This is a genomic window from Anaplasma platys, from assembly GCF_012790675.1.
Lineage (GTDB): Bacteria > Pseudomonadota > Alphaproteobacteria > Rickettsiales > Anaplasmataceae > Anaplasma > Anaplasma platys.
The window spans coordinates 54,338-78,892 of record NZ_CP046391.1; the positions used below are offsets into that span (position 1 = coordinate 54,338).

General features: G+C 46.6%; 18 protein-coding genes and 3 tRNA genes. 9 read left to right on the forward strand and 12 right to left on the reverse strand.

Annotated elements, in window-relative coordinates:
* Positions 1–126: 126 nt before the first annotated feature.
* Positions 127–210, reverse strand: a tRNA-Leu gene (locus tag ANPL_RS00270).
* Positions 211–306: 96 nt separating this feature from the next.
* On the opposite strand from ANPL_RS00270, the gene ANPL_RS00275 reads away from it, so the two are divergent.
* The gene (locus ANPL_RS00275) at positions 307–1,734 is read left to right on the forward strand and encodes a metallopeptidase TldD-related protein (protein ID WP_169192838.1); all 1,428 of its coding nucleotides are present in this window, start codon (positions 307–309) and stop codon (positions 1,732–1,734) included.
* Between the two features lie 1,687 nt (positions 1,735–3,421).
* Here ANPL_RS00275 and ychF read toward each other — a convergent pair.
* From ychF to ANPL_RS00290, 3 genes are all read right to left on the reverse strand, one after another.
* Complete coding sequence (gene ychF / locus ANPL_RS00280; protein ID WP_169192839.1) at positions 3,422–4,513, reverse strand: redox-regulated ATPase YchF; 1,092 nt, start codon at positions 4,511–4,513, stop codon at positions 3,422–3,424.
* Positions 4,514–4,688: 175 nt separating this feature from the next.
* Positions 4,689–5,180 (reverse strand): 2-C-methyl-D-erythritol 2,4-cyclodiphosphate synthase, encoded by a 492-nt coding sequence (gene ispF / locus ANPL_RS00285; protein ID WP_169192840.1) that lies wholly within the window; start codon positions 5,178–5,180, stop codon positions 4,689–4,691.
* A 226-nt stretch (positions 5,181–5,406) separates the two neighbouring features.
* Positions 5,407–6,120: an IspD/TarI family cytidylyltransferase gene (locus ANPL_RS00290; protein WP_169192841.1), complete on the reverse strand. Its 714-nt coding sequence runs from the start codon at positions 6,118–6,120 to the stop codon at positions 5,407–5,409.
* A gap of 341 nt (positions 6,121–6,461) precedes the next feature.
* On the opposite strand from ANPL_RS00290, the gene ANPL_RS00295 reads away from it, so the two are divergent.
* The gene (locus ANPL_RS00295) at positions 6,462–8,267 is read left to right on the forward strand and encodes a hypothetical protein (RefSeq protein ID WP_169192842.1); all 1,806 of its coding nucleotides are present in this window, start codon (positions 6,462–6,464) and stop codon (positions 8,265–8,267) included.
* Positions 8,268–8,835: 568 nt separating this feature from the next.
* Here ANPL_RS00295 and purE read toward each other — a convergent pair.
* Both purE and ANPL_RS00305 read right to left on the reverse strand, forming a co-directional pair.
* A complete protein-coding gene (purE, locus tag ANPL_RS00300; RefSeq protein WP_236822836.1) occupies positions 8,836–9,336 on the reverse strand; it encodes a 5-(carboxyamino)imidazole ribonucleotide mutase in 501 nt (166 codons plus the stop codon).
* The gene (locus tag ANPL_RS00305) at positions 9,323–9,886 is read right to left on the reverse strand and encodes a TlpA family protein disulfide reductase (protein WP_169192843.1); all 564 of its coding nucleotides are present in this window, start codon (positions 9,884–9,886) and stop codon (positions 9,323–9,325) included. Before ANPL_RS00305 ends, purE begins: the two co-directional genes overlap by 14 nt.
* 354 nt (positions 9,887–10,240) lie before the next feature.
* Here ANPL_RS00305 and ANPL_RS00310 point away from each other — a divergent pair, with 354 nt between their 5' ends.
* From ANPL_RS00310 to ANPL_RS00320, 3 genes are all read left to right on the forward strand, one after another.
* Complete coding sequence (locus ANPL_RS00310) at positions 10,241–10,537, forward strand: HU family DNA-binding protein (protein ID WP_169193573.1); 297 nt, start codon at positions 10,241–10,243, stop codon at positions 10,535–10,537.
* The gene (locus ANPL_RS00315; RefSeq protein WP_169192844.1) at positions 10,534–10,914 is read left to right on the forward strand and encodes a MerR family transcriptional regulator; all 381 of its coding nucleotides are present in this window, start codon (positions 10,534–10,536) and stop codon (positions 10,912–10,914) included. The genes ANPL_RS00310 and ANPL_RS00315 overlap by 4 nt, the downstream gene beginning before the upstream one ends.
* A tRNA-Pro gene (locus ANPL_RS00320) sits at positions 10,905–10,982 on the forward strand. Before ANPL_RS00315 ends, ANPL_RS00320 begins: the two co-directional genes overlap by 10 nt.
* A gap of 455 nt (positions 10,983–11,437) precedes the next feature.
* Here ANPL_RS00320 and ANPL_RS00325 read toward each other — a convergent pair.
* Entirely contained in the window at positions 11,438–13,675 is a 2,238-nt protein-coding gene (locus ANPL_RS00325) for a hypothetical protein (RefSeq protein ID WP_169192845.1), read from the reverse strand.
* A gap of 504 nt (positions 13,676–14,179) precedes the next feature.
* Here ANPL_RS00325 and ANPL_RS00330 point away from each other — a divergent pair.
* A tRNA-Ser gene (locus ANPL_RS00330) sits at positions 14,180–14,266 on the forward strand.
* Between the two features lie 333 nt (positions 14,267–14,599).
* On the opposite strand, the gene trpS is transcribed toward ANPL_RS00330, so the two are convergent.
* Together trpS and ANPL_RS00340 are read right to left on the reverse strand one after the other, a co-directional pair.
* The gene (gene trpS / locus ANPL_RS00335) at positions 14,600–15,595 is read right to left on the reverse strand and encodes a tryptophan--tRNA ligase (RefSeq protein ID WP_169192846.1); all 996 of its coding nucleotides are present in this window, start codon (positions 15,593–15,595) and stop codon (positions 14,600–14,602) included.
* A gap of 6 nt (positions 15,596–15,601) precedes the next feature.
* Positions 15,602–16,216, reverse strand: coding sequence for a nucleotide exchange factor GrpE (locus ANPL_RS00340; RefSeq protein ID WP_169192847.1), 615 nt, complete (start codon positions 16,214–16,216; stop codon positions 15,602–15,604).
* 80 nt (positions 16,217–16,296) lie between these two features.
* Between ANPL_RS00340 and ribD the strand changes: the two genes are divergently transcribed.
* Entirely contained in the window at positions 16,297–17,466 is a 1,170-nt protein-coding gene (gene ribD / locus ANPL_RS00345; RefSeq protein WP_169192848.1) for a bifunctional diaminohydroxyphosphoribosylaminopyrimidine deaminase/5-amino-6-(5-phosphoribosylamino)uracil reductase RibD, read from the forward strand.
* A 262-nt stretch (positions 17,467–17,728) separates the two neighbouring features.
* On the opposite strand, the gene ANPL_RS00350 is transcribed toward ribD, so the two are convergent.
* A complete protein-coding gene (locus ANPL_RS00350; protein WP_169192849.1) occupies positions 17,729–19,354 on the reverse strand; it encodes a CTP synthase in 1,626 nt (541 codons plus the stop codon).
* A gap of 9 nt (positions 19,355–19,363) precedes the next feature.
* On the reverse strand, positions 19,364–19,672 hold the full coding sequence (secG, locus tag ANPL_RS00355) for a preprotein translocase subunit SecG (RefSeq protein WP_169192850.1): 309 nt from the start codon (positions 19,670–19,672) through the stop codon (positions 19,364–19,366).
* Between the two features lie 339 nt (positions 19,673–20,011).
* Here secG and ANPL_RS00360 point away from each other — a divergent pair, with 339 nt between their 5' ends.
* Entirely contained in the window at positions 20,012–20,944 is a 933-nt protein-coding gene (locus ANPL_RS00360) for a tyrosine recombinase (protein WP_169192851.1), read from the forward strand.
* Between the two features lie 130 nt (positions 20,945–21,074).
* On the opposite strand, the gene ANPL_RS00365 is transcribed toward ANPL_RS00360, so the two are convergent.
* Positions 21,075–21,746, reverse strand: a complete 672-nt coding sequence (locus ANPL_RS00365; RefSeq protein WP_410518187.1) for an ABC transporter ATP-binding protein — start codon at positions 21,744–21,746, stop codon at positions 21,075–21,077.
* Positions 21,747–22,102: 356 nt separating this feature from the next.
* Here ANPL_RS00365 and ANPL_RS00370 point away from each other — a divergent pair, with 356 nt between their 5' ends.
* On the forward strand, positions 22,103–24,358 hold the full coding sequence (locus ANPL_RS00370; RefSeq protein WP_169192853.1) for an NADP-dependent malic enzyme: 2,256 nt from the start codon (positions 22,103–22,105) through the stop codon (positions 24,356–24,358).
* Positions 24,359–24,555 lie beyond the last annotated feature (197 nt).

Here is a 24,555-nt window from a genome sequence, read left to right on the forward strand (position 1 = left end):
TTACAGAAAACTATATGAGATCGTAGAGTAACATACTGATAAGCCCTTATATTCTGGTTGCATAGGAACTTGGAGATACGTGACTTTGCTTTATGAAATAAAGAAAAAGCATATGCTTTAAAGGAGTGCCCGAAAGAAGACTCGAACTTCCACGATCGCAAAGATCACTAGCACCTGAAGCTAGCGCGTCTACCATTCCGCCATTCGGACGCAAGTACTGAAATTGGGTACAGCCGCCCCTGAATTCAGTTGATTCTTAAAGTTTACCAAGTATATTCGTGCAGTTATACACACAAAAGAGCCGGAATGGAAGGATTAGATATAGAAAAAGTGTTTTACGCGCATGCTGAAAAGGACAAGCTGCAAGCGCTCATAAAAGACACGCTGTGCAGCGCTGATGGCGGGGAATTGTTTCTAGAGTTGTGCCATTCCGAATCTATTAGCATTGAGGATGGTATCATTAAAAGCGCAGACTTCAACTTCCGGAAAGGCTTCGGCCTCCGTGCCTTTTCTGACGGTGTAGTTTCAATGGTGTGTTCGTCGGAAATCTGTTACGAAGATATCTGCAAAGCTGCGGCTATGGTCAAAGGTGCTGGAAAGGGCGCGGGGCATATAGTTAACCTAAATTCTGGCGTTGAACGCAAACTATATAGTTCTGCCAGCCCAGTTAGTGAAGTTCCGTTTGTTGACAAGGTGGAAATCTTGCAAAATATTGATGCCTACTGTCGTAGTGCTAATCCTCATGTTGTCCAGGTAAAGGCATCCATTAGTACCCAGTGGCAAGTTGTGCAAATAATAGGAGGTGATGGCAACACCATTGGTGATGTGCGACCGCTGGTCAGGCTAGATGTGTACGTTTTAGTAGAAAAAGGAGGCAGAAAAGAATACGGCCGTGGTGGCCACGGGGGTAGGGATTCGTGTTCGAAGTTCTTTCTCGGAGGTCAGTGGAAAAAGGTTGCGGATGAGGCTTTGCGGCAATCCAGTGTTAATTTAGAAGCGGTTGCAGCTCCTGCAGGGGAGATTGCAGTAGTTCTCGGTCCGGGTTTTCCTGGTGTCCTCCTCCATGAGGCAGTTGGCCATGGTCTAGAAAGTGACTTCAATCGTAAGAAAGTATCAGCATTTTCGGATGCTATGGGTAAAAGAGTTGCAGCAAAGGGTATAACCGTTGTTGATGATGGCACAATGCAAGGGAGGCGCGGTTCGTTGAATGTTGACGATGAAGGAACTACTTCTGGATACAATGTGCTGATAGAGGATGGTGTTCTTGTTTCGTACATGCATGACAACATGAATTCCAAGATAATGGGGGTGAAGTCCACAGGGAATGGGCGGCGTGAAAACTATAGAAGTATGGTTATGCCGCGGATGACCAATACGTATATGTTGCCTGGAGAATATTCGCCGCAAGAAATTATATCAAGTGTCAAAAGAGGAATATATGCAGCGGACTTCGGAGGAGGACAAGTGGACATAACTTCAGGGCAGTTTGTTTTTTCTGCGTCTGAGAGTTACATGATTGAGGATGGAAAAATTGGGCAGCCGCTCAAGGGAGCAACCTTAGTTGGTAACGGTCCGGAAATATTACATAGGGTTTCTATGGTGGGGAATGACTTGGCCTTGGACGCTGGAACTGGAACCTGCTCAAAAAACGGGCAAAGCATCCCAGTATGTGTGGGGCAGCCCACTCTCAAGATAGACTTGATAACTGTAGGCGGCACGGCTATGGGTGCATAGCGACATGGGGTCGTTGATTAGTTCTATGCGCTAGCGCATAGGCAATGCAGAAGCATCGCCCATTATGGTACATGAGGCAACCATTAATAACGAGGTTGTCATCGAAGTTTTCCAGTATAAAGTGTGTGTCATGTTGGTAATTTCGTACCTCACCAAGGTTATTACGTGACGTACAATGGTGTTCGAGCACAGTGGAGAGGCATAGATTGATTTTCTGTACAGGTGCGGGAGTAACACGGAAGCGTGCCATAAAGGCCATGCGTCAACCATCAGTCATCAGTGTGGGTGCCCATAAAATTTTGCAGCATAGAGTGTGTATTATGCCGTGACGTTTTGTGTACGCAACCAAAGTTACCTATAGACACCAGAGCGCGTAAAAGCGCAGTGAGTACAGACGTAAGGCTTAGAAGCATTATCCGCAGTTAGCCGCAAGCGTTGTGCCGCGATGTTTTATGACGGTTATACAGTTATGTGCCAATGTACCGCGGTAGCTGCGCAAGGACGTGTGCGCATTCAACATAAACTACGAAACTTTGCTGCTGTTTAGTCTTGAGGCAGATGGTTAGATAGCGTCTAGTATTCACACGGATTGTGATTTATGCACGCTGTCGGTTCTGAAAATGTCTGCCCGGATAAAAGAAGCTGTGTTCATTAGTAGGAGCGGGCTACTTGGTTATGTCGGGCAGTATCACGACTTCAAAAGAGGGGAATTACAGCGCTTGGTACCGAACTCGCTCACCGAGGTTATAATGCTGGTTTCGTTGAAGAAAGCATATTATAGTTCAAGAGCTTTCCAACCCCATTATATAACATAACATACTGCGTTCTGGGCGCATGCAGTCCCGCTGAAACGTATTTGGCGGGCGTATGGCCATAAATCGTGTCTCTAGCTTTGACATAATTCTGCTTGGTTAGTTCAATGTGAATTAGGTTTCGCCCGGGCAAGGTTTGCGAATTTATTAGGTGATAGTAGAGCGCGACGAGGTCTTTAGCTGTATGTGAACCAACCTCTTAACCATGAAGTTATCTTGTGGGTCAACAGGTAATGGATGTATCTATAATCTTAGGTGCTTTTAAAAGCTCTTGTCGCATTTTAGTCTGTTGCTGTCACGGATTAATGGCAGCACAGTTACTAACTGTTGCTTAAGCATTGGGTAACACAATATGTATGTGTTTATTTGTGCCGCATAGGAGTAGGCGGCTCTGATGCCGTTGTTGCACGACATTAGGTTAGTGTTGGGGGTAATGAGTGGTACAAAAAGCTCACAAATTGCCGGGAGGAGTTTGCTGGTCTCAGCATGGCAAAAGGGGCAGAGACTTTTTACGTGGTTAAGGGTTGCATAGATGTGGATGACGCTCAAAAATTAGTGCAGCACTGAGGAATCAGCTTGAAACTTTAATTTACAGCACGCGATGTGCGCTGCAGCATCCAATCCATGTTGCTGATGCTGTGGGGATTGTAAGCCTACGACAGGGGGTCTACTCTTAAAAATGGAGCAATTGTCGCACAAAAACCATCCGTGGAAACTGCAGCTCACGTTGTATGCAAGTCGTTGGTAACTGCATATAAGGCCGCTTGGTGACAGCGTTTTCGAGCTTGCAGAACCCACGGTAATCTGGGCATTAAAGGACTGTGCAGATGAGCACGTAGCAGGCTTTATACGCGGCTAACAAATCGTACAGCAGGTTACTTGTTTACTCTGAAGTGCACTATGTCTCCGTCCTGCACTATATAGTCTCTTCCTTCAAAACGCACTCTTCCGGCTTCTTTGCACCCTGACTCGCCGCCATATTTTACATAATCTTCAAAACTTATGGTTTCCGCCTTAATGAAGCCTTGCTCGAAATCCGTATGTATAGTTCCGGCAGCTTTGTCTGCTGTAGTATTTTTGATGATGGGCCACGCACGAGCCTCCTTGGGGCCTATGGTGAAAAAAGTTATTAGGTTAAGAAGGCGATACATTGCCTGTACGGCAGTATCTATGCCGGATTGCTTCATTCCTAATTCTTCCAAGAACGCCATTCTCGACTCCTCATCATCAAAACTAACTAAGTCAGCTTCAAGTTTTGCAGACAAATGGCAACATTGGCTATCGCTGGCTTCGGCCATTTGTTTCACCGCATTAGACAGGGCATTGCCACTATGTGCGTTGGGTTCTTCTACGTTACAGACATACATGACAGGTTTACTTGTCAGTAACTGCAGCTGTTTCAGTTCGCTGGGGTCCGCAGAAGTGACTCTCCTTGCCGGTAGGCCATTTTCCAGTGCTGATAATATTTGCTCAAGCACGTCGAGCTTGCTTTTCTTTTCCTTCCCAGTTTTCACTGCTTTGGCTACATTTGGCATTCGGCGTTGGATACTTTCCATATCAGCCAGCATTAGCTCCGTTTCAACTATTTTTGCATCATATATGGGGTCGACAGCCTGATTGACATGGCTGATGTCACTGTCTTCGAAGCATCGCAGAACGTGCATAATAGCGTCCACTTCCCGTATGTGCCCCAAGAACTTATTTCCTAGGCCTTCTCCGGAACTCGCTCCCTGAACCAGCCCAGCGATGTCTACGAACTCTACCTGGCTAAAAATTGTTTTCTGTGAATTTGCCATTGTTGCCAAAGTCTTGAGCCTATGGTCGCGTACAATGGTTTTTCCAGTATTAGGTTCGATGGTGCAAAAGGGATAGTTAGCCGTCTCCGCGAGGGAGGTTTGGGTTAACGCGTTAAACAGTGTTGATTTTCCCACGTTAGGCAAGCCCACTATTCCACAGTTTAGTCCCATCTCATTATACTACAAGTCTCACACAGGTGCCGATAATAGCATCTAAAGTGTGTTTGTCACATCACATTTGTTGCACTAGTTTCGCTGGTAGAATGTGATATTTTCGGGTTACGTGGCGCCAAATTTTACAGACAGTGGCGCATTTTATTGACATAAACACAGCGCCGTGACTACTTTATACCTTTTTGCACAGTACTACCGCATGCGCTGCTATACCTTCTTCTCGCCCTAAAAATCCTAATCGCTCAGTGGTTACCGCTTTGATGTTCATGCAAGATTGTGCAATACCCAGCACTTGCACTAGAAATTCTTTCATGTGGGGGACATGTGGTGCTATTTTTGGATACTCGCACACTATGGTCATGTCAAAATTGAGTATGGCGTAAGACATCAGAGTTGCCTTCTGTTGCGCATAGGTGAGAAAATGTGTTGAAGGCATATCGCGCCACTTGGGGTCCCGATCGGAGAAGTGCTCTCCTATACCCCCTTCACCAATGCATCCCAGTAGTGCGTCGGTCAGTGCATGTAGTCCGACGTCTCCGTCGGAATGAGCTATCACTCCTCGTGTGTGTGGTATTTTTATCCCACAAACGTGTACATAATGTTGCCGCTCTGGTTCATGTGTAAACCGGTGCACATCAAACCCTATACCCACGCGAAACGGCACTTTTACACTCCAAGATTTATGCAGGCAGGTATACACAATGCCGTGTATGAATGCACGAACTTTCCGCGTTATGAGAATCTTCTAATTCTCGAAGTACCCGCATGAGCCAAGAGAAGCTGATACTGGGACCTGCAAATGAGGCATTCTCTGGTTTTCCATATGTCTTTCCCACGCTGACTATGCTGTTTGCGTTTTCCAAGTAACACTTGCTGGGAAAATCTGGTTTTTAGTGGGCGTGTTCGAGCATATAAGCCCTGGCGCGAGCCATATCCTCTGGAATGGTTATCTTAAAGTTGTTAAAATCGCCCTTTACGGTTTCTACATGTTTTCCGCAATAGAGCAGTAAAGATGCGTCGTCGGTAAAATTCTTGTCAGGGTGTTGTAAGCTGACCTGGCGATGGCATTCTAGCGCGTCGGCAAACCTAAAAATTTGCGGTGTTTGAATCATCCTAATGGTGTCTCTTTCAACTTTTTCCGCAAGTAAGCCGCCCTTTATCGTCCCCATGGTATCTACTGGTTGAATGGCAGGGACTACTCCCGAGTTGCACTGTAGGCTTTCAACCACGGTGCCCATATCGGGTAAATCAGCAAATGGACGACAGGCATCATGGATAATCACGAACTGTGGTCCAATGTCGCACAGACTTTCGAGCCCTATCCGTACGGAATCCTGCCGCTGTGTTCCTCCGTATACCGGAGGCAGCAAGCACTTTGATACCTTCGGCTCCAAAGACATGATAGCTTCTTCATAAAACATTGCATGGGCTTTGTGTATCACCACGCGAATCTGGTACATGTACTCGAGCTTGTCGACTAATCTAGTTATAGAATGTGCTAGTACAGTCTGTGAGGCGAGCTGCAAGTATTGTTTGGGCACGTCACTTACGCCTAACCTTCTACCGATACCGGCAGCTACTACCAGAATCACAAAAAGCTGCATTCTCTACCCTAAACACCAAACAAATAGACCGAAAAACCAACACAGCAGAAAGCTGCAGCCAAAGGCCACAGAACCACAAGGAACCAAGAGATGGTAGCGTTGCTATTTAATAAAAGCAACCGTAATTTCGGTATTGTGCCACTCATTACAGCAGCCATCTCCCCCTTTACACATGTTACAACATCCGAAAGATTGATGTTTTATGCGCGTCATGAGGCCGCCGCATTTGGTTAAAATTTTCATTTCTAGCTTGCCTTATCACTATAGTGCTACGATGGCTACCGTGTTTAGGTATGCAATGAGGTGTGTATGGTTGGTCCAAGATTTGTAAGAGGCATAATATGTTGCAAGATGGTAGAAGAGTTTCGCTAGGTAGTGCAGGAAGCGGGCTTGCAGTCGCACCTCCGGGTGATACTGATATACCTGCTCCGAGCCCGGAAGAGAGTGACTTCAAAAGGTGTTACAAGGGCTTGGAACGTAGATCATCAGGCACAACAGCTACTGTAGATACTGCCAGCGAGTTGAATGTCCTGGTGCAAGGGTACATCGCAGCGTGTAAAGGCGAAGAAGTGGTGGCAATCCCAGAAGAATTTAAATCCAAGAGAGTCATCATAAGAATTGCTGTAAAATGCAATAAATGGGTTACATTAATATGTTTGGTGTGTGCGGTTGCGTTTGGTCTAGGTAGCGCGAAAGAGGGGGGTGTTGACAGTGTTAAGGGTCTCCTCCTTCTCATGCAGCAAGGGAATGCTACCAGTCTTGAGTTGCGCATCGCTTTGGCGGTCTTTGTTATATTCGGTCTAGTTCTTGTTGGACTAGAGATAGCGGACACCATATTGGGCGTTATGGAGAGAAGAACACGTAATCACCAGTTGACGCAACTCAGAGAACACGTGCAATCAGTTTATAACGCAAGGCAAAATATTGATGCAAAAGTCGCATACGTTTTCGAGCGATTGATTGCAGTCTATGACGAGGTATTTACCAATGTTCATGGGTTAACAGCCGGAGTCCATGAGGGGGCGCGGACATATCAGACAGTAAAGCAACAACATGCGGACTTGCTTGCCAGAGTAACTGAGCTCCAGGGTTTTGTAACGGAGCAAGTTGAAAAAATTGGAGCAGCGGAACGAGGTTGCGCTGCAATGGTGGAAGAGAACACCAGATTAGTTAGAGCTCGCCTAGAAAGTGTGGAAGAAAAAGTGGAGAAGACGTTTGTAGAGAATTGCACTTGTGTTACGGAGAGTTTAGAACGTGCTCAAGAGAATTCTAGACGGACAGTTTCTGAACTGAGGAATCTGTTGAAGACTTTTGAAGAAAGTATCTCTACCCTTCTGGCAAAAGGTTCGGAAGCAACTAAGAGCTCTATGGAGAAGACACTGCAGGCGCATCAGCATTGGATGTCAACAACAAGCAAAATCTTTTCGGTGGAGGGCGCTGCCTCTATTAGCATGTGTGTTTTTTTTCTTAAAGCATACTCTCATATTAAGGATGTTCGTGACGCCAAGGACCTGCAGGAGCCTGAAGGAAATGTTGGCAGATTTCCGAAGTTGTTTATAAACTCGGCGGGGAAGATGATCAACAAATTGCTCAGAAAGCAAGGCCCCAGAACCAAAGTTGCGGCAATATCCTCGATACTCCGGCAGGAACTCGCACCAATAGTTGATCTCAAGAAAGAATTGGAGGAAGCACTGGAGACTGGTACCAACGTTGAGCACTACGATGCGATATGTAGAGTTGTCGTGCAGAAATGTTACGAGTCTCTATTCAGTGTAGAACGGGGCATGTTTAAGACAGTAGAGGAATACCAATCTTTCCTGAAGAATCTGTATACTGCACGAGAGGATGACGACATTTCTGATCTCGAGGGAGAGTATGTGACACTTAATCAGCTGAGAGATTGCACGCCATTTCTCATGGTGATGCAACTAATATTGCGGATTGTCATGAACGTGCAAAGCATGCATGACCTAGCGGACAGAATTCACACAATTACGGGACAACCTGATATAGATTTGGAGCGCATATTCCGTGGTACATGGGTTAGTGATGACGAAGCTGCGGGGTTGGCTGGTCCGCAGACGGAAATAGTACCAACAAGGTCTGAAGCGGTCTTGGAAGGGGACTCTATGTCACGCACATCTTAGGGTGCTTTGCCACATGGCTTTCCGACAGATTTTTCCATTGCTGGTAGGGGGAGACTTTGCTTGTCGTGTGGGTCACACCTAAGCCAAATAGAGCCATATAAGCATGGTGTGTTGGTTTTGAGGATGTGCAGTAAGTGGTCTTGATAGTGACGGGTGCATTATGGGCAGATGGTTCGCAGGCAGCTTGCTTAAGCTGTTCACCAAGGGTCCATCGCAGAAACGTCCATCACGCCCCATTCATATTCCTATCTGTAGCAGCAGTTTCGGGCGCTTTAAGACTACTGCAGCGTGGTACCTTGAATAGCGATTGTGCATGACCATGACTGCGGGGACTAGCGCAAGTTTGTTATGTTAATTCGTGTAGTCATGTGGAACCGTGTGAAGAATTATTGGGTTGCGGGTGGTTAAGCTGTGCCCAGAAGCGGAATATTTTGTGCGTCGGTACTTACAAATGCTTTAAAATTCTATGGTGGCTCAGGAGATGCGAAACGCTGTTTGTCCCTGGCGAGTAGTACAAGGTACACTGTGTTGGATTGGTAAGTAATAACTCAAAGAATATTACTTTGTATCAACGTGGTGCTGTAGGGACAGATTCTGTGAGGCTTCTCTTCCAGTTCTGTAGTTTTTCAGTAACTCCATGATCTGAGAGCCCCAGTATAGATGCAGCGAGCAAGGCGGCATTGGTTGCTCCGGCAGTGCCTATGGCCATAGTAGCAACAGGCGTTCCCCGGGGCATTTGCACTATGGACAGTAGACTATCCAACCCCTTTAGATATTCGCTAGCTATGGGAACGCCGATTACCGGTATGTGAGTCAACGATGCGACCATTCCTGGTAAATGCGCAGCGCCACCAGCCCCAGCTATGATTACACGCAACCCACGCTCATGAGCGGATTTTGCGAAGCTATATAGCCTTTCAGGTGTTCTGTGGGCGGAGACCACCATGATTTCGTATTTGATAAGCAGCTCATCCAACAAAGTAGCTGCGTAGTCCATAGTAGAAAGGTCAGACTCGCTACCCATTATTATAGCAACTTGGCTGCCAGCGATGTTGTCAGTAGGTAACATGGCTCTTCCTTCTCGTTGTTACAGATTCTATGGCAGCACGTAGCATCGGGACACTGCTTATTCCAGTAATCGGCGGCCTATCATCTCCCAAAACTACAATAAAGGGAATTTTGCCAGTGAAAGAAACTCCCCGCCCAGATAGAGCATATGCAAATTTGGCATGAAAATCAGAGTTCACATTGTAGGGTACAAAATTTATTGTTTGTTGTTCAAGCAAAAAAGATGCTAGCCGCGCCTTGCTGGTGTCTAATGAGATGATCATGGGTTTGATATCGTACTCATTAATGGTTTGGATGATTTCAGGCATCTTCTCCACGCAGTTGCTGCACCATGACGTGTATAACACTAGGAGGGTAGGGTCTGGCCCTATTTGTGATACCATCTTGAACAGCTCAGCATCCGAATTGACCTCTTGGATCACAATATCTCTCTTTACCAAGATTTGTTCAGAGTTGTTTATACTGCCTATGAGCGCGAATGACGCCACAGAAAGGATGCAGAAAACCGCGATAAAATACTTGCTGTACAGTACCCTGGGAACAGTGGACATTCCTAACCCCCTCTGGCAAAAAGATAATCACCGATTATGAATGGGCATGCTCCAACTAACAAGGTTTTTTGTCTCCGTGCGGTGGTGGATATCCAACAATTTCAATAATCGTGCTAGATTGTTAACGGATATTTCGCTAATTCAGCCGATCGTTGCGTGTGGCATTTTAGCGATGAATGACGCTATCCTAGCAGGATTGTTTGTTCTGATTATGAATATATTTAATATGCATCCCAACTAGACCACGCATATGCGTTGCCGCACGGGGGCGATGGGTGTTTCCGGGCACATATGGCTTGATACTTTTATCTTATTGTGTAGACTGTGAAGGTGTTGTCTGCTGTGCGTTGTGATATGGTTCGAACACTGACAAAAGCCAGGCTTGCGGCTGAGATCAATCGTGAAATTGGCTTGTCAAGGGAGGATTCGCTTGTGGTGGTGGGCGAGATACTCGACGAGATAACGGCTTCTCTCGTGCGTTTTGGTGTTTTAAAGATATCCTCATTTGGTGTTTTTAAGGTTCTTCGTAAGAAGGAACGCGTTGGTAGGAACCCTAAGACCTTAGAGAAGTTTGTCGTAGAGGAGCACAACACTGTTACATTTTGTCCGTCGGTTACAGTTAAAAGACTGATCAACGGGGAGGAGGAGTGACTGATAAGCAGTCTACAGCGGAAAGCACTGATCAACAGTGTAGAGAGAAGGTGTTTTTCCCTATAGGGGAGGTTGCCAAAGAGCTGGGCGTGGAACAATATGTTCTACGGTTCTGGGAGAGTAAGTTTCCGCAGATAAATCCCATGAAGCGTCGCGGTCGTAGGTTATATGACCGTGGCGATATAGAAGTTATTAAGAAGATAAAGCACATGCTTTATGACCTTGGTTACACGATCAAGGGTGCACAGATGGAGCTCAAAAAGCAGACTAGCGCAGATAAAGTAGTGCCGAGGGGGCCTTCGCGTGAGCTTGGGGGGCTGCTAGAAGATCTGATGGGCATGCGTGAGCTGCTAATCAAGACGTTGAACGGAATGTAGCGCAGCCAGGTTAGCGCGTCAGTCTGGGGGACTGGAGGTCATGGGTTCGAATCCCGTCATTCCGACCATTTTGCATTCTTTACTGGCTAGTAGTGGTGATAACGGCATTAATGGAGTCATCTCTTCTTAGCAAATACTTCTTGTTACTTTGCTGGAAGGCCCTTGCACTACGAGAAGGCAGGTAGTCTGCTTAGGTGCAAGCAGCTATGGTAATGGCTCCCGCGATAGGATACATTTATGTTTTCTATGGCGTGAAAAGCTACGTGAGTGAAAACATGCGTGGTTAGGAAATCATTGCTTTATTTTTTACAACTGTGGTGCGGTTCTATAGGTCAAAAAGCATTGCTTCGGCGCTTCTTGGTAAAGGATAAAGAAATTGCACCAGGAAGACATCCCAGCAACCCCAAACAACAAAAGCAACACGGTGCCATCGGGACACCATGTCGCTTACTTACGTTCGAAGTTTATATCCAACACGTCACAGTGATTCTAAGACTTTAACACGTTGCAAGTTACAAGTCTGTTACGCGCTTACCGGTTCTATCTCCGAAGAATTTTGATGCGGGGTTGTAGTTGCACTAAGTTCTCTATCAGCGTCTTCATCAGCTTGAGTCTGTTCCTGTTCGCTGACTGTGTTGCTACTGATGTGGGCAGCACTGAGTAGTTCTGCACCAGTGTCGTTGCTGCCATTTCCTCCAGTTGCATAAGCTGAGCGGAGCTCAGTGCTGCTATCTCCATGGCGGCCAGTGTCTTGTGTTATAATAGCTCTTTCACCTGCAGATTCTGCTATTATGGTTTCCAAAGCCTCACTCAATGCACGCTCTTGCTCAGGTTTTATAGCTAATTCCAAGGTTGGTATATGCTGTATGGTTTCCTCTTCAACCTTGTGAACAGTTAAGCTTTCGTCTTCAGATAGTACTAATCCCTTCGTTTGAGGAACAACAGATTCTTCAGCTTGCAATACTGCGCTCTCTACTGCTACTGACAAATCTGGAGCAGGCATATCGTGTGCCAGTTTTTCAACGTCTACACTATCCCTTGCGACCTCTGCAAAGTCCTTTTCTATAGCAGCAGCTTCAGGTATTTCCGAGGCCTTTGTAGCTTTCTGAAGGTGCTGTTCACTAGATAAAATCACGGGAACTTCCGCTGCTGTGTAGGTCTCTACTCCGCTATCTTTAGTTCTAATATCTTCTACATCTTCCTGCTCAACAGCAGCCGATAAATCTGGAGTAGTCATGGTGTGAACAGTCGTCACAGCGTCAGTGCCTTGCGATGCCGTTGCAACTTCCTTTTCAGTTTTTTGCATGCTTGAAGCAAGCTCTTCTGTTTCCAGAGCCTTCTCTAAAGTGGTTTCAGACGAATCTGTATCAGACATATTGTGTACAATTCCAGCTTCAGATGTGCGGTTGTTATGCATAGCGGGTACTACGTTCCCTGATTCCATGTCGACAGTCTCAACAGTGGCAGGCATGCGGACTACCGCCTCTTGAGGTGGTTGCACTTTCCACGATACCTTCTCTATCACGTCAGAGGCCACGTTATCGCTATGTGTTCTGACTTCCGCATCTTGCCCTAGGCCCGCCATGGTTAAACTTTTTACTTCCTCGTCTCTAGCAGCCGGGGATGCATTAAAGGCAACTTCTTCGGTGTGTTCCGGCTGTCCGCCACTAGTTGCATCCGGTTTGGAGATGGTTTTTGGAGTTTGTTCAGCTGCGCCTTCTTTTACTAGCCCCGTAAACCAAGCAGCTTCCTCAAGTGCTTCCATAGAGGCAACTCCAGAAACTGCGGCAACAAAAGAAGCCCCATTGTTAGCTAACCTACTTTGCGGTGTTGATGGTATTACCTCTGCCGCAGTATAATTAGTATCAAGCGCTAACTCGGTTTTAGAAGCGTCTAAAGCTGCAGTATGATCCTCCACGACACCTGATGATTCTATCCTAGATTCCTCTTTGCGGACGTCCAAGCTTGTAGTTTGTTGGCTTTCTAACACTCCTGCGACGCTCTCATTTTCAGCATGTGAATCATCAACTTGCTGCGGAGCAGGTTCCGCTTCATTATCTATACCTCCATCAGAGAACTCATCGAAGAACTTATAAATCTCATTTCGGGCGATATTGAAAACCTTATTCAAAATGGAAAGAGCACTAGGTTGTGTGATGGTGGTATCACCTTGAGGTTTTACATCTGCCTTGGTATTCAAACTGAAACCCTCTTCCCCATCTCTAGCACTGGCATCAGTTGCAGGCTTTTCCAGTGGTGAGCCATTGCCCAATGTTAGTGCTACTGTGGGCGCTTCCACACTTTTTGTTTTTTCTACCATAGAGCTGTGTATTTCAGCTCCCCCTAAACCGTGCTCGGTGTTTGTTTTGAAGGTGGCAACCTCGAGTGTAGGAGCGGCTGCAACACCCCTGTCAGCAATTGAATGCGTGTGGTCTTGAGCAAATATGGGATTTGCATGTGTTACCACTGACGCTGCGGGGTCCATAAAAACGGGTGACGCCTGGCGGTCCACCTGTCCAAAAAGATAGAAATCCATTACGTACGTGTTCATGAAAGAAGCAATTAATCGCCCACTTTCATCCCGGAGGCGGATGTAGCCCTCATCCCCAGGAGAACTTGCCCTATGAGATTCAAGGATGAAATTTCCGTTGTGGTTCGTGGCTCTAATCGCAAAAGGCTCAACGAATACCTTCTGCTGACCCTCTTTCAAAGTAACGTCTTGTTCCTGCTCGGGCGTAGTGATATTGCTATCATCAAACATTTTTGTACCTTATTTAAATCACCTAAACATCTCAAACTATTAAACACGCACGTCAGGAGGCATTGTAAACCAGAACGCCCCCGTAAATCATTGTATAATTTGTGGCAATGCACGCCAAAGAAGACTCTGTTGTGAACGAAACAACTGTCTCGTGTTACGTATTAAACCTCCTCCAAACACAGATGCCAGGAGATGTGTTGTGCAACGAGACACACACCTTGCTCTGTGCCAAGTGTCGCAAGTTGGTAGTCTAGAAGCGCAGCAAATTTCCTTCCCAAAATACAGCACTATCTACAATCAAAAACATGCGAACACTAAAGCGACGCGGGATGCTAGAATATCATGATTAATGTTTCATTACTAATAACGCATAAGATCCGCTAGTTGGTTGCGCTCTTCATTCCTATTGTGGAAATGCCACAAGCTAGGGCAGTTATGTGTTTTCAAAACACTAGCCTAACATACAAATTGCGATTTTAGGATTATTATGTTAGAAAGGTGCCGGGACGGATGACCGAGCGGTTTATGGTACCAGTCTTGAAAACTGACGTACGTGCGAGCGTACCGTGGGTTCGAATCCCACTCCGTCCTCGGTTGCAGCAATTGTGGCTGATATGTTGGTGGGTGGAGATGCCTGCTGCTACTGTTGATCGCTTTCTGTGGTTTCCAGGGTTGAGGGTTACGTTTGGTGAGTAGCCCAGTTCCGGTCCGTGCGCGGCTTTGTGGCCTAATAAACATTTGCCACCGCGTTACGTAAGCTCGTTTTGTGCCTCGTATTCGACGTGGTGGTTGAGTATGTTAAATACCCTTCATCACCAATTTCTGATGTTTTATACAGAGTGTCTTGGGTATTTGAACAAATGCGCCAACTTTGGCTTCTTTCGGAACCATTCTGTGAGAGATTTCCCGTCACTTTTCCTTTGGCTACATGCTGTGTAGCCCAACTATCTGCCGTATTTTACTCATGTTTTCTTGAGCCACAAAAGTTGCGCGTTCTGTTCCGGCACTGAGCACCTTATTCAAGTATGGCGTATCTTCCAACAGCTCTGCGATTCTGTGGCGGATAGGTGAAATATTACTTATTAGTAAGTCTGTAAGTTTTTCTTTGAACTCCCGCATTGTACTGTGCTCGTATTCCTCGCAAATTGCGCAAGGGGAAAGCCCGGAAAGACAGGAGTAGATGTTTACTAGATTTTGCAATTCTGGTCTGGAATTGAGTAGCTGATAATCAAAGCCCATGATACTATCGGTTGTGGCTTTCCTTACCTTTAGAGCTATTTCCTCGTCGGTATCGATTAAGTTTATCCGGGAAAAATCAGAAGGGTCCGACTTGCTCATCTTTTTCTTTCCATCGCGAAGACTCATTATTCTCGCAGATTCATCGAACTGCAAAGCACTTGGTATGTTGAAATGATCTACAGAGTACAGTTTATTGAAAGTTTTAGCTATGTCTTGAGCAAGCTCCAAGTGTTGTTTCTGATCGTTACCAACCGGCACCAAGTTGGCGTTATAAAGTAAGATGTCAGCCGCCATTAGCACTGGGTAGCTATACAGACCTAATGTTGCCTTTTCCGCATCATTGCCGCGTTTGTCTTTATACTGTGTCATACGGTTTAACCACCCGACCGGGGTTAGACAGCCTAACAGCCAGCAAAGCTCGGCGTGCTCCTTCACCGATGATTGTATAAATACGGTCGACTTCTCTGGATTTACTCCACAAGCCAGGTACGAAGCCAGGAGGCATATGCTATTGCGATGCAGGTCACCGGAAACAGACCTGCCAGAAGTCAAAGCGTGCAAATCCACAATGCAAAATAAGCACCTATCTACCCCCTGCAACGCCACCCATCTGCGTACAGCGCCCAAGTAGTTCCCCAAGTGTAAAGCCCCACCACTCGGCTGAACCCCTGAAAATATCATAGTTAACTAAGATTCTTTCTTCGACACCACAACCGAAGCAGGGCGTATCACCTTCCCATTTAGTATATACCCGGTCTGGACAACTTCTATGATGGACCCTTCAGGCAGCTCGTTATCTACCGCCTGCGTTACTGCTGTGTGGTACCTTGTGTCAAACGGCTCTCCTTTCGGAAACATTCTTACCACACCGTGGCTTGTCAGCACTCCCATCAAGCTATCCCAGGTCATTTTTACTCCTGCATGCACCGCGTCTTCAGAGCTGAGATTTTTCAAAGAGGCCTCAAGGTTGTCAAAGGACGGGATCAAATCACGCACGAACCCTGATATCGAAAAAATCCTAGCATCGCTAATTTCCTTATCCCTCAGACGCTCCAAGTTTTTACTATCGGCCACAGCAAGCCTGAGCTGATTTCTCAAAGTCTCAATCTCCACCTTTAGCTTGTTAAGCTCTGCTAAATCTGCGCTAATTCTGTTGTGAGCCTTACGCACGCCGGCTGCAAACTTCCCCGCATCCCTAGCTCTACTTTCGGCAGCCGCCTTGGCCGCCCCATCGGAACCTTCACATGATGACTCTGGAGCATCAGATGCCGACTTCTGTTTTACGTGTTCTTCTTCAGGCATAGCACAAAAACTTCTCCACACGAACATCTAGGTATATAGTAATTTCAGCAGCAAATTTCAAGATTAAAAGAATTAATCCCATGTTTCAGGATGAGAGATTTATGTCTATGGCCTTGACTGTGGCGCGTCGGGGTTTAGGTAATGTATACCCTAATCCTGCGGTGGGGTGCATAATTACCAACGGTGGTGCAGTAGTTGGGCGGGGTTGGACTCTGGCTGGGGGCAGGCCGCATGCAGAGACAGTTGCTTTAAAAAATGCCGGGGGTGCGGCACGGGGCTCTGTGGTGTATGTGACGCTGGAACCATGTTGTCACAATGGTGTTACTGGTCCCTGTACTACAGCGCTGATACAGGCTGGGGTGAGTAGGGTGGTTGTCGCTGCCCGAGATCCTGATTATCGGGTATCGGGAAAGGGCGTTAAAGCGTTGCTCGAAGCTGGGATTGAAGTTAAGTGTGGGGTGTTGCAGAAGGAGGCAGAAACCCTTAATGCGGGGTTCTTCAATAGTAAGCTGCTCAACCGCCCTCTAATTACGGTTAAGCTAGCTACCACTCTTGACGGAAAGATATCACTTAACAAGGCTGGAAGCCCATGGATAACAAACATCTTTACAAGGCGGTGGGTACACAAACAACGTGCCATGAACGATGCCATCATGGTTGGCAGTAACACTGTGGTAAAAGACGATCCAATGCTGGATTGCAGGCTTCCCGGCCTTGAGCGCGATTCTCCCATAAGAGTAGTAATAGACCGGTCGGGGAAATTAAAACCGCAGCACAAGCTAGTAGAGACCGCTTCTACAATTCCCACGTATGTGCTAACCGACAATGGCGATCACTTAAGGTTGCCCAATGTTCAATATCTTGAGGTAAGCGGTGGACAAGATTTCCTCCGCAGTTGCATGCGTGTTTTAACACAGCGTTTGGGCGTTACTCGCCTTTTTGTTGAAGGAGGTGGTATCTTAGTAACAGAACTACTAAGGAGGGAGTTGGTTGACAGGTTTATATGGTCGCGGGCTAGCACGATAAGCGGAGCTGGTGGGGCTGATGCTATAGTTAACGTAGGGTTGTTGTTAGGGGCGTGCTGTGAGTTCGCTAAAACGCAAAGTATGTCGTTTATGACGGACACGGTAGAAATCTACGATGTGACATATTGCTTGCAGCAAACTAGCATAGACACGAGTGCCTGTAGAAAACATCGCGCTGTCGGGGTGTCTTGTAACCGCGATGCAGGTTTTCAGGATCAGAAATAGCACTGGGTATAACGCGGCTTTTGTTTGTTTCTATATTTCTCCAGCTGTATAAAACTATCTTATGGTCTTCGCGATCGTCATGCGCCTTCAAGGCTAAAAAGGCTGCTGATAGCCCTGGTAATACCGTATCAAGATTTGGATCAAAGTTATAGTTCTTTCAGCTCACGTTGCGTAGCGCTCAAGGTAAAGGAGTATCCGTGGGCAGTATTTCCTAATTTTTGAGGACAAAATACATCCCGTTTGTGCAGATGAACAGCGTTCTCTACTCAGCTAATTTGCGCTTTTTCTCTAGGGCAGCGGTAACAAAGGATAAAAACAATGGATGCGAGGCAAACGGACTTGAGCCAAACTCTGGGTGGTATTGAACTCCAATAAACCAAGGGTGCTCTCTAATTTCAAGTACTTCTGGCAAATCCCTGTCTTCAGCAGCTCCAGTGAATGAGAGACCACCATCAGTGAACAAACTTTTGTATTTTGGATTTATTCCGTACCTATGACGCCGACGCTCACGTATGGTTGTGCATCCGTATATTGCCGCAACTGCTGAATCCGGATCTAGATTACAGGTATACAGCCCCAAGCGCATGCTGCCGCCCATCTTATATTCTCCATCAAGCTGTAAACCAGGAAGCTCACTTATCACAGGGTTCTTACAGTCGATAGCGAACTCAGTGGAGTTTGCGCCCTCCAATCCGAGCACGTTCTGTGCATACTCAATAACTGCAAGCTGCATTCCCATGCAGATTCCCAACATCGGTATGCCGTTTTCTCTAGCATAGGTGATAGCGCTCTTTTTTGTTTCTATACCATCTGATCCAAACCCACCCGGGATTAATATAGCATCAACGTCAGAGAAATCTCCTTTATTGATAGGTAAACGAGAATCAATCCACTTTACACGCACGTGGATCCCGCTATGGATTCCAGCATGTGTCAGCGCTTCAGTGAGCGAAGTATAGGCATCTAAGGCAGTAGTGTATTTTCCCACTATGGCTACCATAACATCTTCCTCTGCCCGGTTTGCCAAACTAAGTACATTATGCCACTTAGATAGGTCAGGCTCGCTGCCCGCAACTCCGAAATGCTTAAGTATTTGGGTGTCCAGCTTATGTTTGTGGTACATAACTGGAAGCATGTAGATGTTATCGACATCCAGGGCGGGGATTATATTATCCGCGGCCACATTGCAAAAGTTAGCGATTTTGTCGCTCTGGTACGATGGTAGCTGAGCCTTACTCCGGTACAGAACAATATCAGGCTGAATCCCATGTGAGCTGAGCTCCTTAACAGAGTGTTGCGTTGGCTTTGTTTTAAGCTCTCCCACAGTTCCTATGTAAGGCACCAATGTAAGATGAACATAAATTGTGCGACTTTTGCTTAACCGGTATCCAACCTGTCTTATGGCTTCAAGGAACGGCTGGCTCTCTATATCCCCCACAGTGCCCCCTATTTCGCAAATCACGAAATCCGCACCAGAGTTATTGCTTAAAATGCATGACGCGATCAAGTCGATAACGTGTGGTACAACTTGTACGGTCTGCCCGAGATAATCACCGCGGCGTTCTTTTTTCAGTAGCTCGTGGTAGATCCTTCCAGCGGTTACGTTATCAGCCTTGGTAGTTAATGCACCGGTAAAGCGCTCGTAATGTCCTAGGTCCAGGTCAGTTTCTCCACCGTCAGCAGTTATAAACACCTCCCCGTGTTGGGCTGGGCTCATAGTGCCAGGATCAACGTTGAGATATGGGTCTAACTTTCTCAGCCTGACGCGGTACCCGTGTCCCTGCAGCAAGGAACCTATAGAAGCTGCAGCAAGACCTTTACCTAGCGAGGAGACAACTCCTCCGGTTACAAAAATAAAGCGAGCTGCATCAGTATCTTTTTTCGACATACTGCAACGCTATTCAGAAGGAACTTCGCCCACACCGGCGGTTTGTTTTGTGGTTAACTCAACGCCGCCTGTTATATCCACTTCGCGGGCATTCTTAGAGCCCGTGCCCACGAGAAGCAGAGTATTGATTATAAACACAGCAGCGACAAAGGCAGTGAGCCTTGCTATTAACGTCGAAGGTGCCCCCTTACTGAACACAGATCCCAGATTACACTGAGCTCCGTCAAAACCCCCTATGCTCCCCGATTCAGGTGACTGCAGCAGAACCAAAAGCACCAACAAAAGCGCCAAAAACACCTGTACTGCTACCAAAAACATAAGGCAAGAGGTCAAACAACATCGTCGCATGCTACGATATTCCTGGTGCGTGGTCAAGAAATTGTTAACGGCACTGGGCTTATTTAGTCCTGAAACTTGTGTTCATGGACGCACATGTGTAATTGGGTTGCTATCAAGGGTTGTTCGGATGGCATCAACAATGTTTTAAATTGGCGCGTCGAAGATAAGTTTTGGTGTGTACAAGTTAACCTTGAGGAGTAATTTCGTGTTTGTGTTTAACAGTACTTTATTAAAGAGTTCTGTGTATCATGTTTTTATACTTGGTACTGGTCGCGGTGCTGGGGTATAGGTAAGTCTAGTGATTCCTTATGGCGCAAAGTGAAAGATAATCGCTGTATAAGTGCTTTTTTGGAGTTTTTGGTTTCAGTTAAGGGCGTTTCGGAGAACACCAGCTATAACTATAGGTGCGACCTCCAGAACCTAGGTGCGTTTTTAAAGCGGCGTGGCGTTAGAATAGTTGATGCAAGTTCTGACGATTTGCGCACGTATATTCGATATCTGAGCAAAAAGGGACACAAAGCGTCCACCGTGGCCAGGAGAATTTCTGCCATTAGGAGATTGTATGGGTTTCTGCACAGTGACCGCCTGGTCGCAAGTGACCCATCTCTTAACCTGGACTCGTACAAGTTGGGACGCTCACTACCGCAGTCGATTTCTGAGTCGGACATAGAGCGTCTTTCAGCGGTTGCACAACAAGATGGCACCGGTGAAGGAAAGCGGATTACTGCCATGGTCAACATCTTGTACTCCTCGGGTATCCGCGTTTCTGAGCTTGTGAGTTTGAAATTCCATGAAGTGGACGCCATGCTGCGTGCGCGCGATGGAGATGTCGGGCACATTGTTATCAGAGGCAAAGGGGGAAGAGAGAGGTTGGTTCTTTTCAGCGATATTGCTATGGACAGTATCTGCGACTATCTTGCAGTGAGAAAGTGTTTTATTGCGCGGGGGAGGACGGAATCCAGGTGGTTATTTCCTGGTTCGAGGTATGACAGCCACATAAGCCGGCAAAGAGTAGGGCAGTTATTGAAGCTCTTAGCACAAAATGCCGGGGTAGACCGGGATAAGATCTCACCTCATAAGTTTCGACATTCGTTTGCAACGCACCTCCTGAACAACGGGTCAAACATAGTGTTCATACAAAAAATGCTCGGGCACGTTAATCTTTCCACAACTCAGATATACACTCACGTAGCCAGGGAAAAGCTCAAGGAAGCGATTGAGGAATTTCACCCGCTATCGAACATTAAGTAAACAAATGTTCAGTTCAAAACACGTGTGCCACCAGGCTGCGCTGTGCGCACGGCCTATTTTGCGGTAGTCGCGGTGTAAGTCTCTGTTTCAGTTTGTAGACGCCGTACGAAGACATTTGTGCCTTTGGTTCCTACAGTTTCGCTAGCTTTCCATTCTGAAGAGACAGTAAAATGTCGGACTTGTTGGCTAGTAAGTGGTTATGGGTTACCACCAATGCTGACAGGTTTCTCGTTTTGACGCTATTATACATCACGGAAAAAACGGCATCAGAGGTTGAAGGGTCCAAGCTTCCTGTGGGCTCGTCAGCGAGTAGCAGACATGGTCTGTTTACCAGAGCGCGCGCAAGTGCAACGCGCTGTTTTTCGCCCCCGGAGAGGCAGGAAATTTGGTGTAGCATTTTGTGTTCAAGCCCAAGTTCTTGTAAAATTGCTGATGCCTCAATGTGAGCTTTTTTAGTGCTCTGTCCAAGAATTCTCAGCGGAAGCATAACGTTTTCCAAGACATTCAACTCGTGGAGCAAATTAGGCGACTGGTACACAAATCCCAGGTTAGCACGCCGAATTTTGGTTCTAATGGCATCTTTCGCAGGTGAGCACCTAACATTATTTATCAATACCGTGCCATGTGTAGGTACCTGTAGCAATCCTGCTATGTGTAGTAGGGTGCTTTTCCCAGCTCCAGAATTCCCGATCAACGCCACAAACTCCCCCTGTGCTATTTTTAAGTTAACCCCAGCAAAAACTGTGGCGTTATGTTCTGCGTAGTGTTGGCCAACATCATGCAATTCCAACGTGTAGTTCACGGAAATCACTCCTAATAAACGGGCTCCCATAGTCTAGTCTATGTATATTTCACGGTAAATACAGAAGTATATTTACCAGAAGGTATAGAAATGCTTTGGTGTGGAGTGCGCTTCCACTCGGCAATTATCGATGCTGTAACCTCATCGTGCCGTGCCTTGTTTGTAAGAATACTGAAATGCCAGAGTCACCTTTGAGTGTGTAACGCGGTAAATCAGTCTTCGAAGCACTTGTTTTTAGTTGCGTGGTCTGTCAGTTGTAATGTGTTCATTATCTCCGTGCCTTTTTATTAAACAGTTGCGCAAAATATTCAATGTGTATACGCTCTCTGATCGTTTATCTTGCTCCCAAGTTCGATATGAGCGGTCTTTCAGAAAAAGATGTTGAGGCACTGGAATTTCACTGCATGAGAAAACCAGGCAAGGTCTCTTTGCTACCTACTAAGCCCTTAATGACGCAAAATGATTTGTCATTGGCGTATTCCCCAGGTGTTGCGGCCCCGTGCCTAAAAATAGCGGACGATCCTGATAGCATTTATGAGTACACAGCAAAGGGAAACTATGTTGCTGTGATATCAAACGGCACTGCTGTTTTGGGATTGGGTAATATAGGTCCAGCGGCTTCAAAGCCCGTGATGGAAGGTAAGGCTGTACTATTCAAGCGGTTTGCTGACATTGATGCTGTAGACATAGAGGTAGACACGCAGGATGTTGAGGAGTTTATTAATGCAGTTAAGCATCTAGGCCATAGCTGGGGTGGAATTAATCTCGAAGATATCCGGGCGCCGGAGTGCTTTGACATAGAAAGGCGACTTGGCGAGTTAATGGATATTCCTGTGTTTCATGATGATCAGCATGGGACTGCGATCATCGTTTTAGCGGGAATCATCAATGCCTTGGACATCACTGGGCGGAACTTTAAGGACGTAAAAGTCGTTATTAATGGTGCGGGGGCGGCAGGTATAGCCTGTGCAGAGATGCTGAAGTTTGTGGGCATACCACACGACAACGTTTTCATGTGTGATCAGAATGGTGTGATCTTCAAGGGGCGTCAGTTAGGGGTCAATAAGTGGAAATTAAAGCATGCGGTTGAGACCAGTGATCGGGACCTGAAAGATGCGGTGAAGGGTGCTGATATATTTATCGGCCTATCAGTCCGCGATGTGTTAAGTCGGGAAATGTTGTTGTCGATGAACAAGGAGCCCATCATCTTTGCGCTGGCAAATCCATACCCAGAAGTGGATCCGGAGTTTGCTAGAGAAGTTAGGCCGGATGCTATTATAGCAACCGGTAGGTCGGACTACTGCAACCAAGTAAACAATGTGATGGGCTTTCCTTACATTTTCAGGGGAGCTTTAGACGTGCGGGCTAGATCTGTAAACAACGAAATGAAGCTTGCAGTTGCCAAAGCTATAGCTATGTTGGCGCGAGAGGTAGTAAGCGATGAGGTTCTTGATGCTTACGGTGGCCGTGGAATGAGGTATGGTAAGGAATACATAATTCCTACTCCTTTCGATCCTAGGTTGATATCTGTGGTGTCCCCTGCGGCAGCTAAGGCTGCGATCGATTCTGGGGTGGCCAGAATGCTCATTGATGATTGGGATAAATATGCCCGAAAATTGAGCTCAAAGGTATCCGCGACTGCCAACGTCTTGAACATTATGTATGGATCAGTGCAAAGCACGCCTAAGCGTGTGATATTTTCGGAGGGGGAGGAAGTAAGGGTTATTAAGGCAGCGTTGCAGTGGAAAAGCCAAGGATACGGAACTCCCATCCTTGTGGGCAGGGCGGATAAGGTAAAAGATGGGCTTGAACTAATCGGTGTTGATAGCTTTGATGGCATTGAAATCGCCAATGCTGCAATGTCAACGCGCAATGACTTGTACATCGAGTACCTATATGGCAAGCTGCAACGGGATGGTTATCTGCACCGTAGGTGTGTTCGTGACGTTAAAACAGACAGGAACGTATTCGCAGCGTGCATGCTGGCGTGTGGTGATGGTGACATCATGGTTACGGGTGTTACCAGAGGATATAGGGAATCTCTTGCCGATGTCAGGAAGGTTGTTGGGACTAGCAATGGCGCTGTAATTGGCTTGTCAGTTATCACTAGTGAAGAGCGCACTTTATTCATTGCTGATACCGCAGTTAATGAGTTTCCGACAGCATCTGAGTTGGCTGATATTGCGGTGACTGCTGCAACGGCTGCTAGGCGCATGGGGCATGAGCCCAGGGTGGCTTTTGTATCATTTTCCAATTTTGGTAGTCACTCGCAGCAGGAAGCAGCCAGAATCAAGGAATGCATGCGTATTATGGACGTCATGGGTGTTGGTTTTGCTTACGACGGGGAGATGTCTATTGACGTAGCGCTGAAGCAGGAGTCTTTGTCGCTATATCCCTTTAATAGGATAAAAGAGCCAGCGAATGTACTGGTAATGCCCAGCTTGTGCAGTGCGAGCATTTCCTCAAAACTGCTGCAGGAAGTTGGGGGAGTGACAGTGATGGGGCCAATTCTTATGGGTCTGGAAAAGCCCGTGCAGATAGTGCATATGACGGCGTCGGTATCAGAAATCCTGAGCCAGGCTTTGCTCGCTACTTTGTATAACCTCGCTTAACTCTGCTAATAGACCTAGTCTTTGGACGGCAGTTCATCTCCATTGTTGGGCGCCGTCTGACCAGGTGGTGTAGGTGAGTCAATGTATCTTTATTCGTTGTCTTGCAAGCTCCTGTTCCTGGGCAGACGCATGTCTCAGCATCGGCACCTTTTGCTAGGTGTTTTTATATATTCTTAATATTGTTGGTGAATATAGTG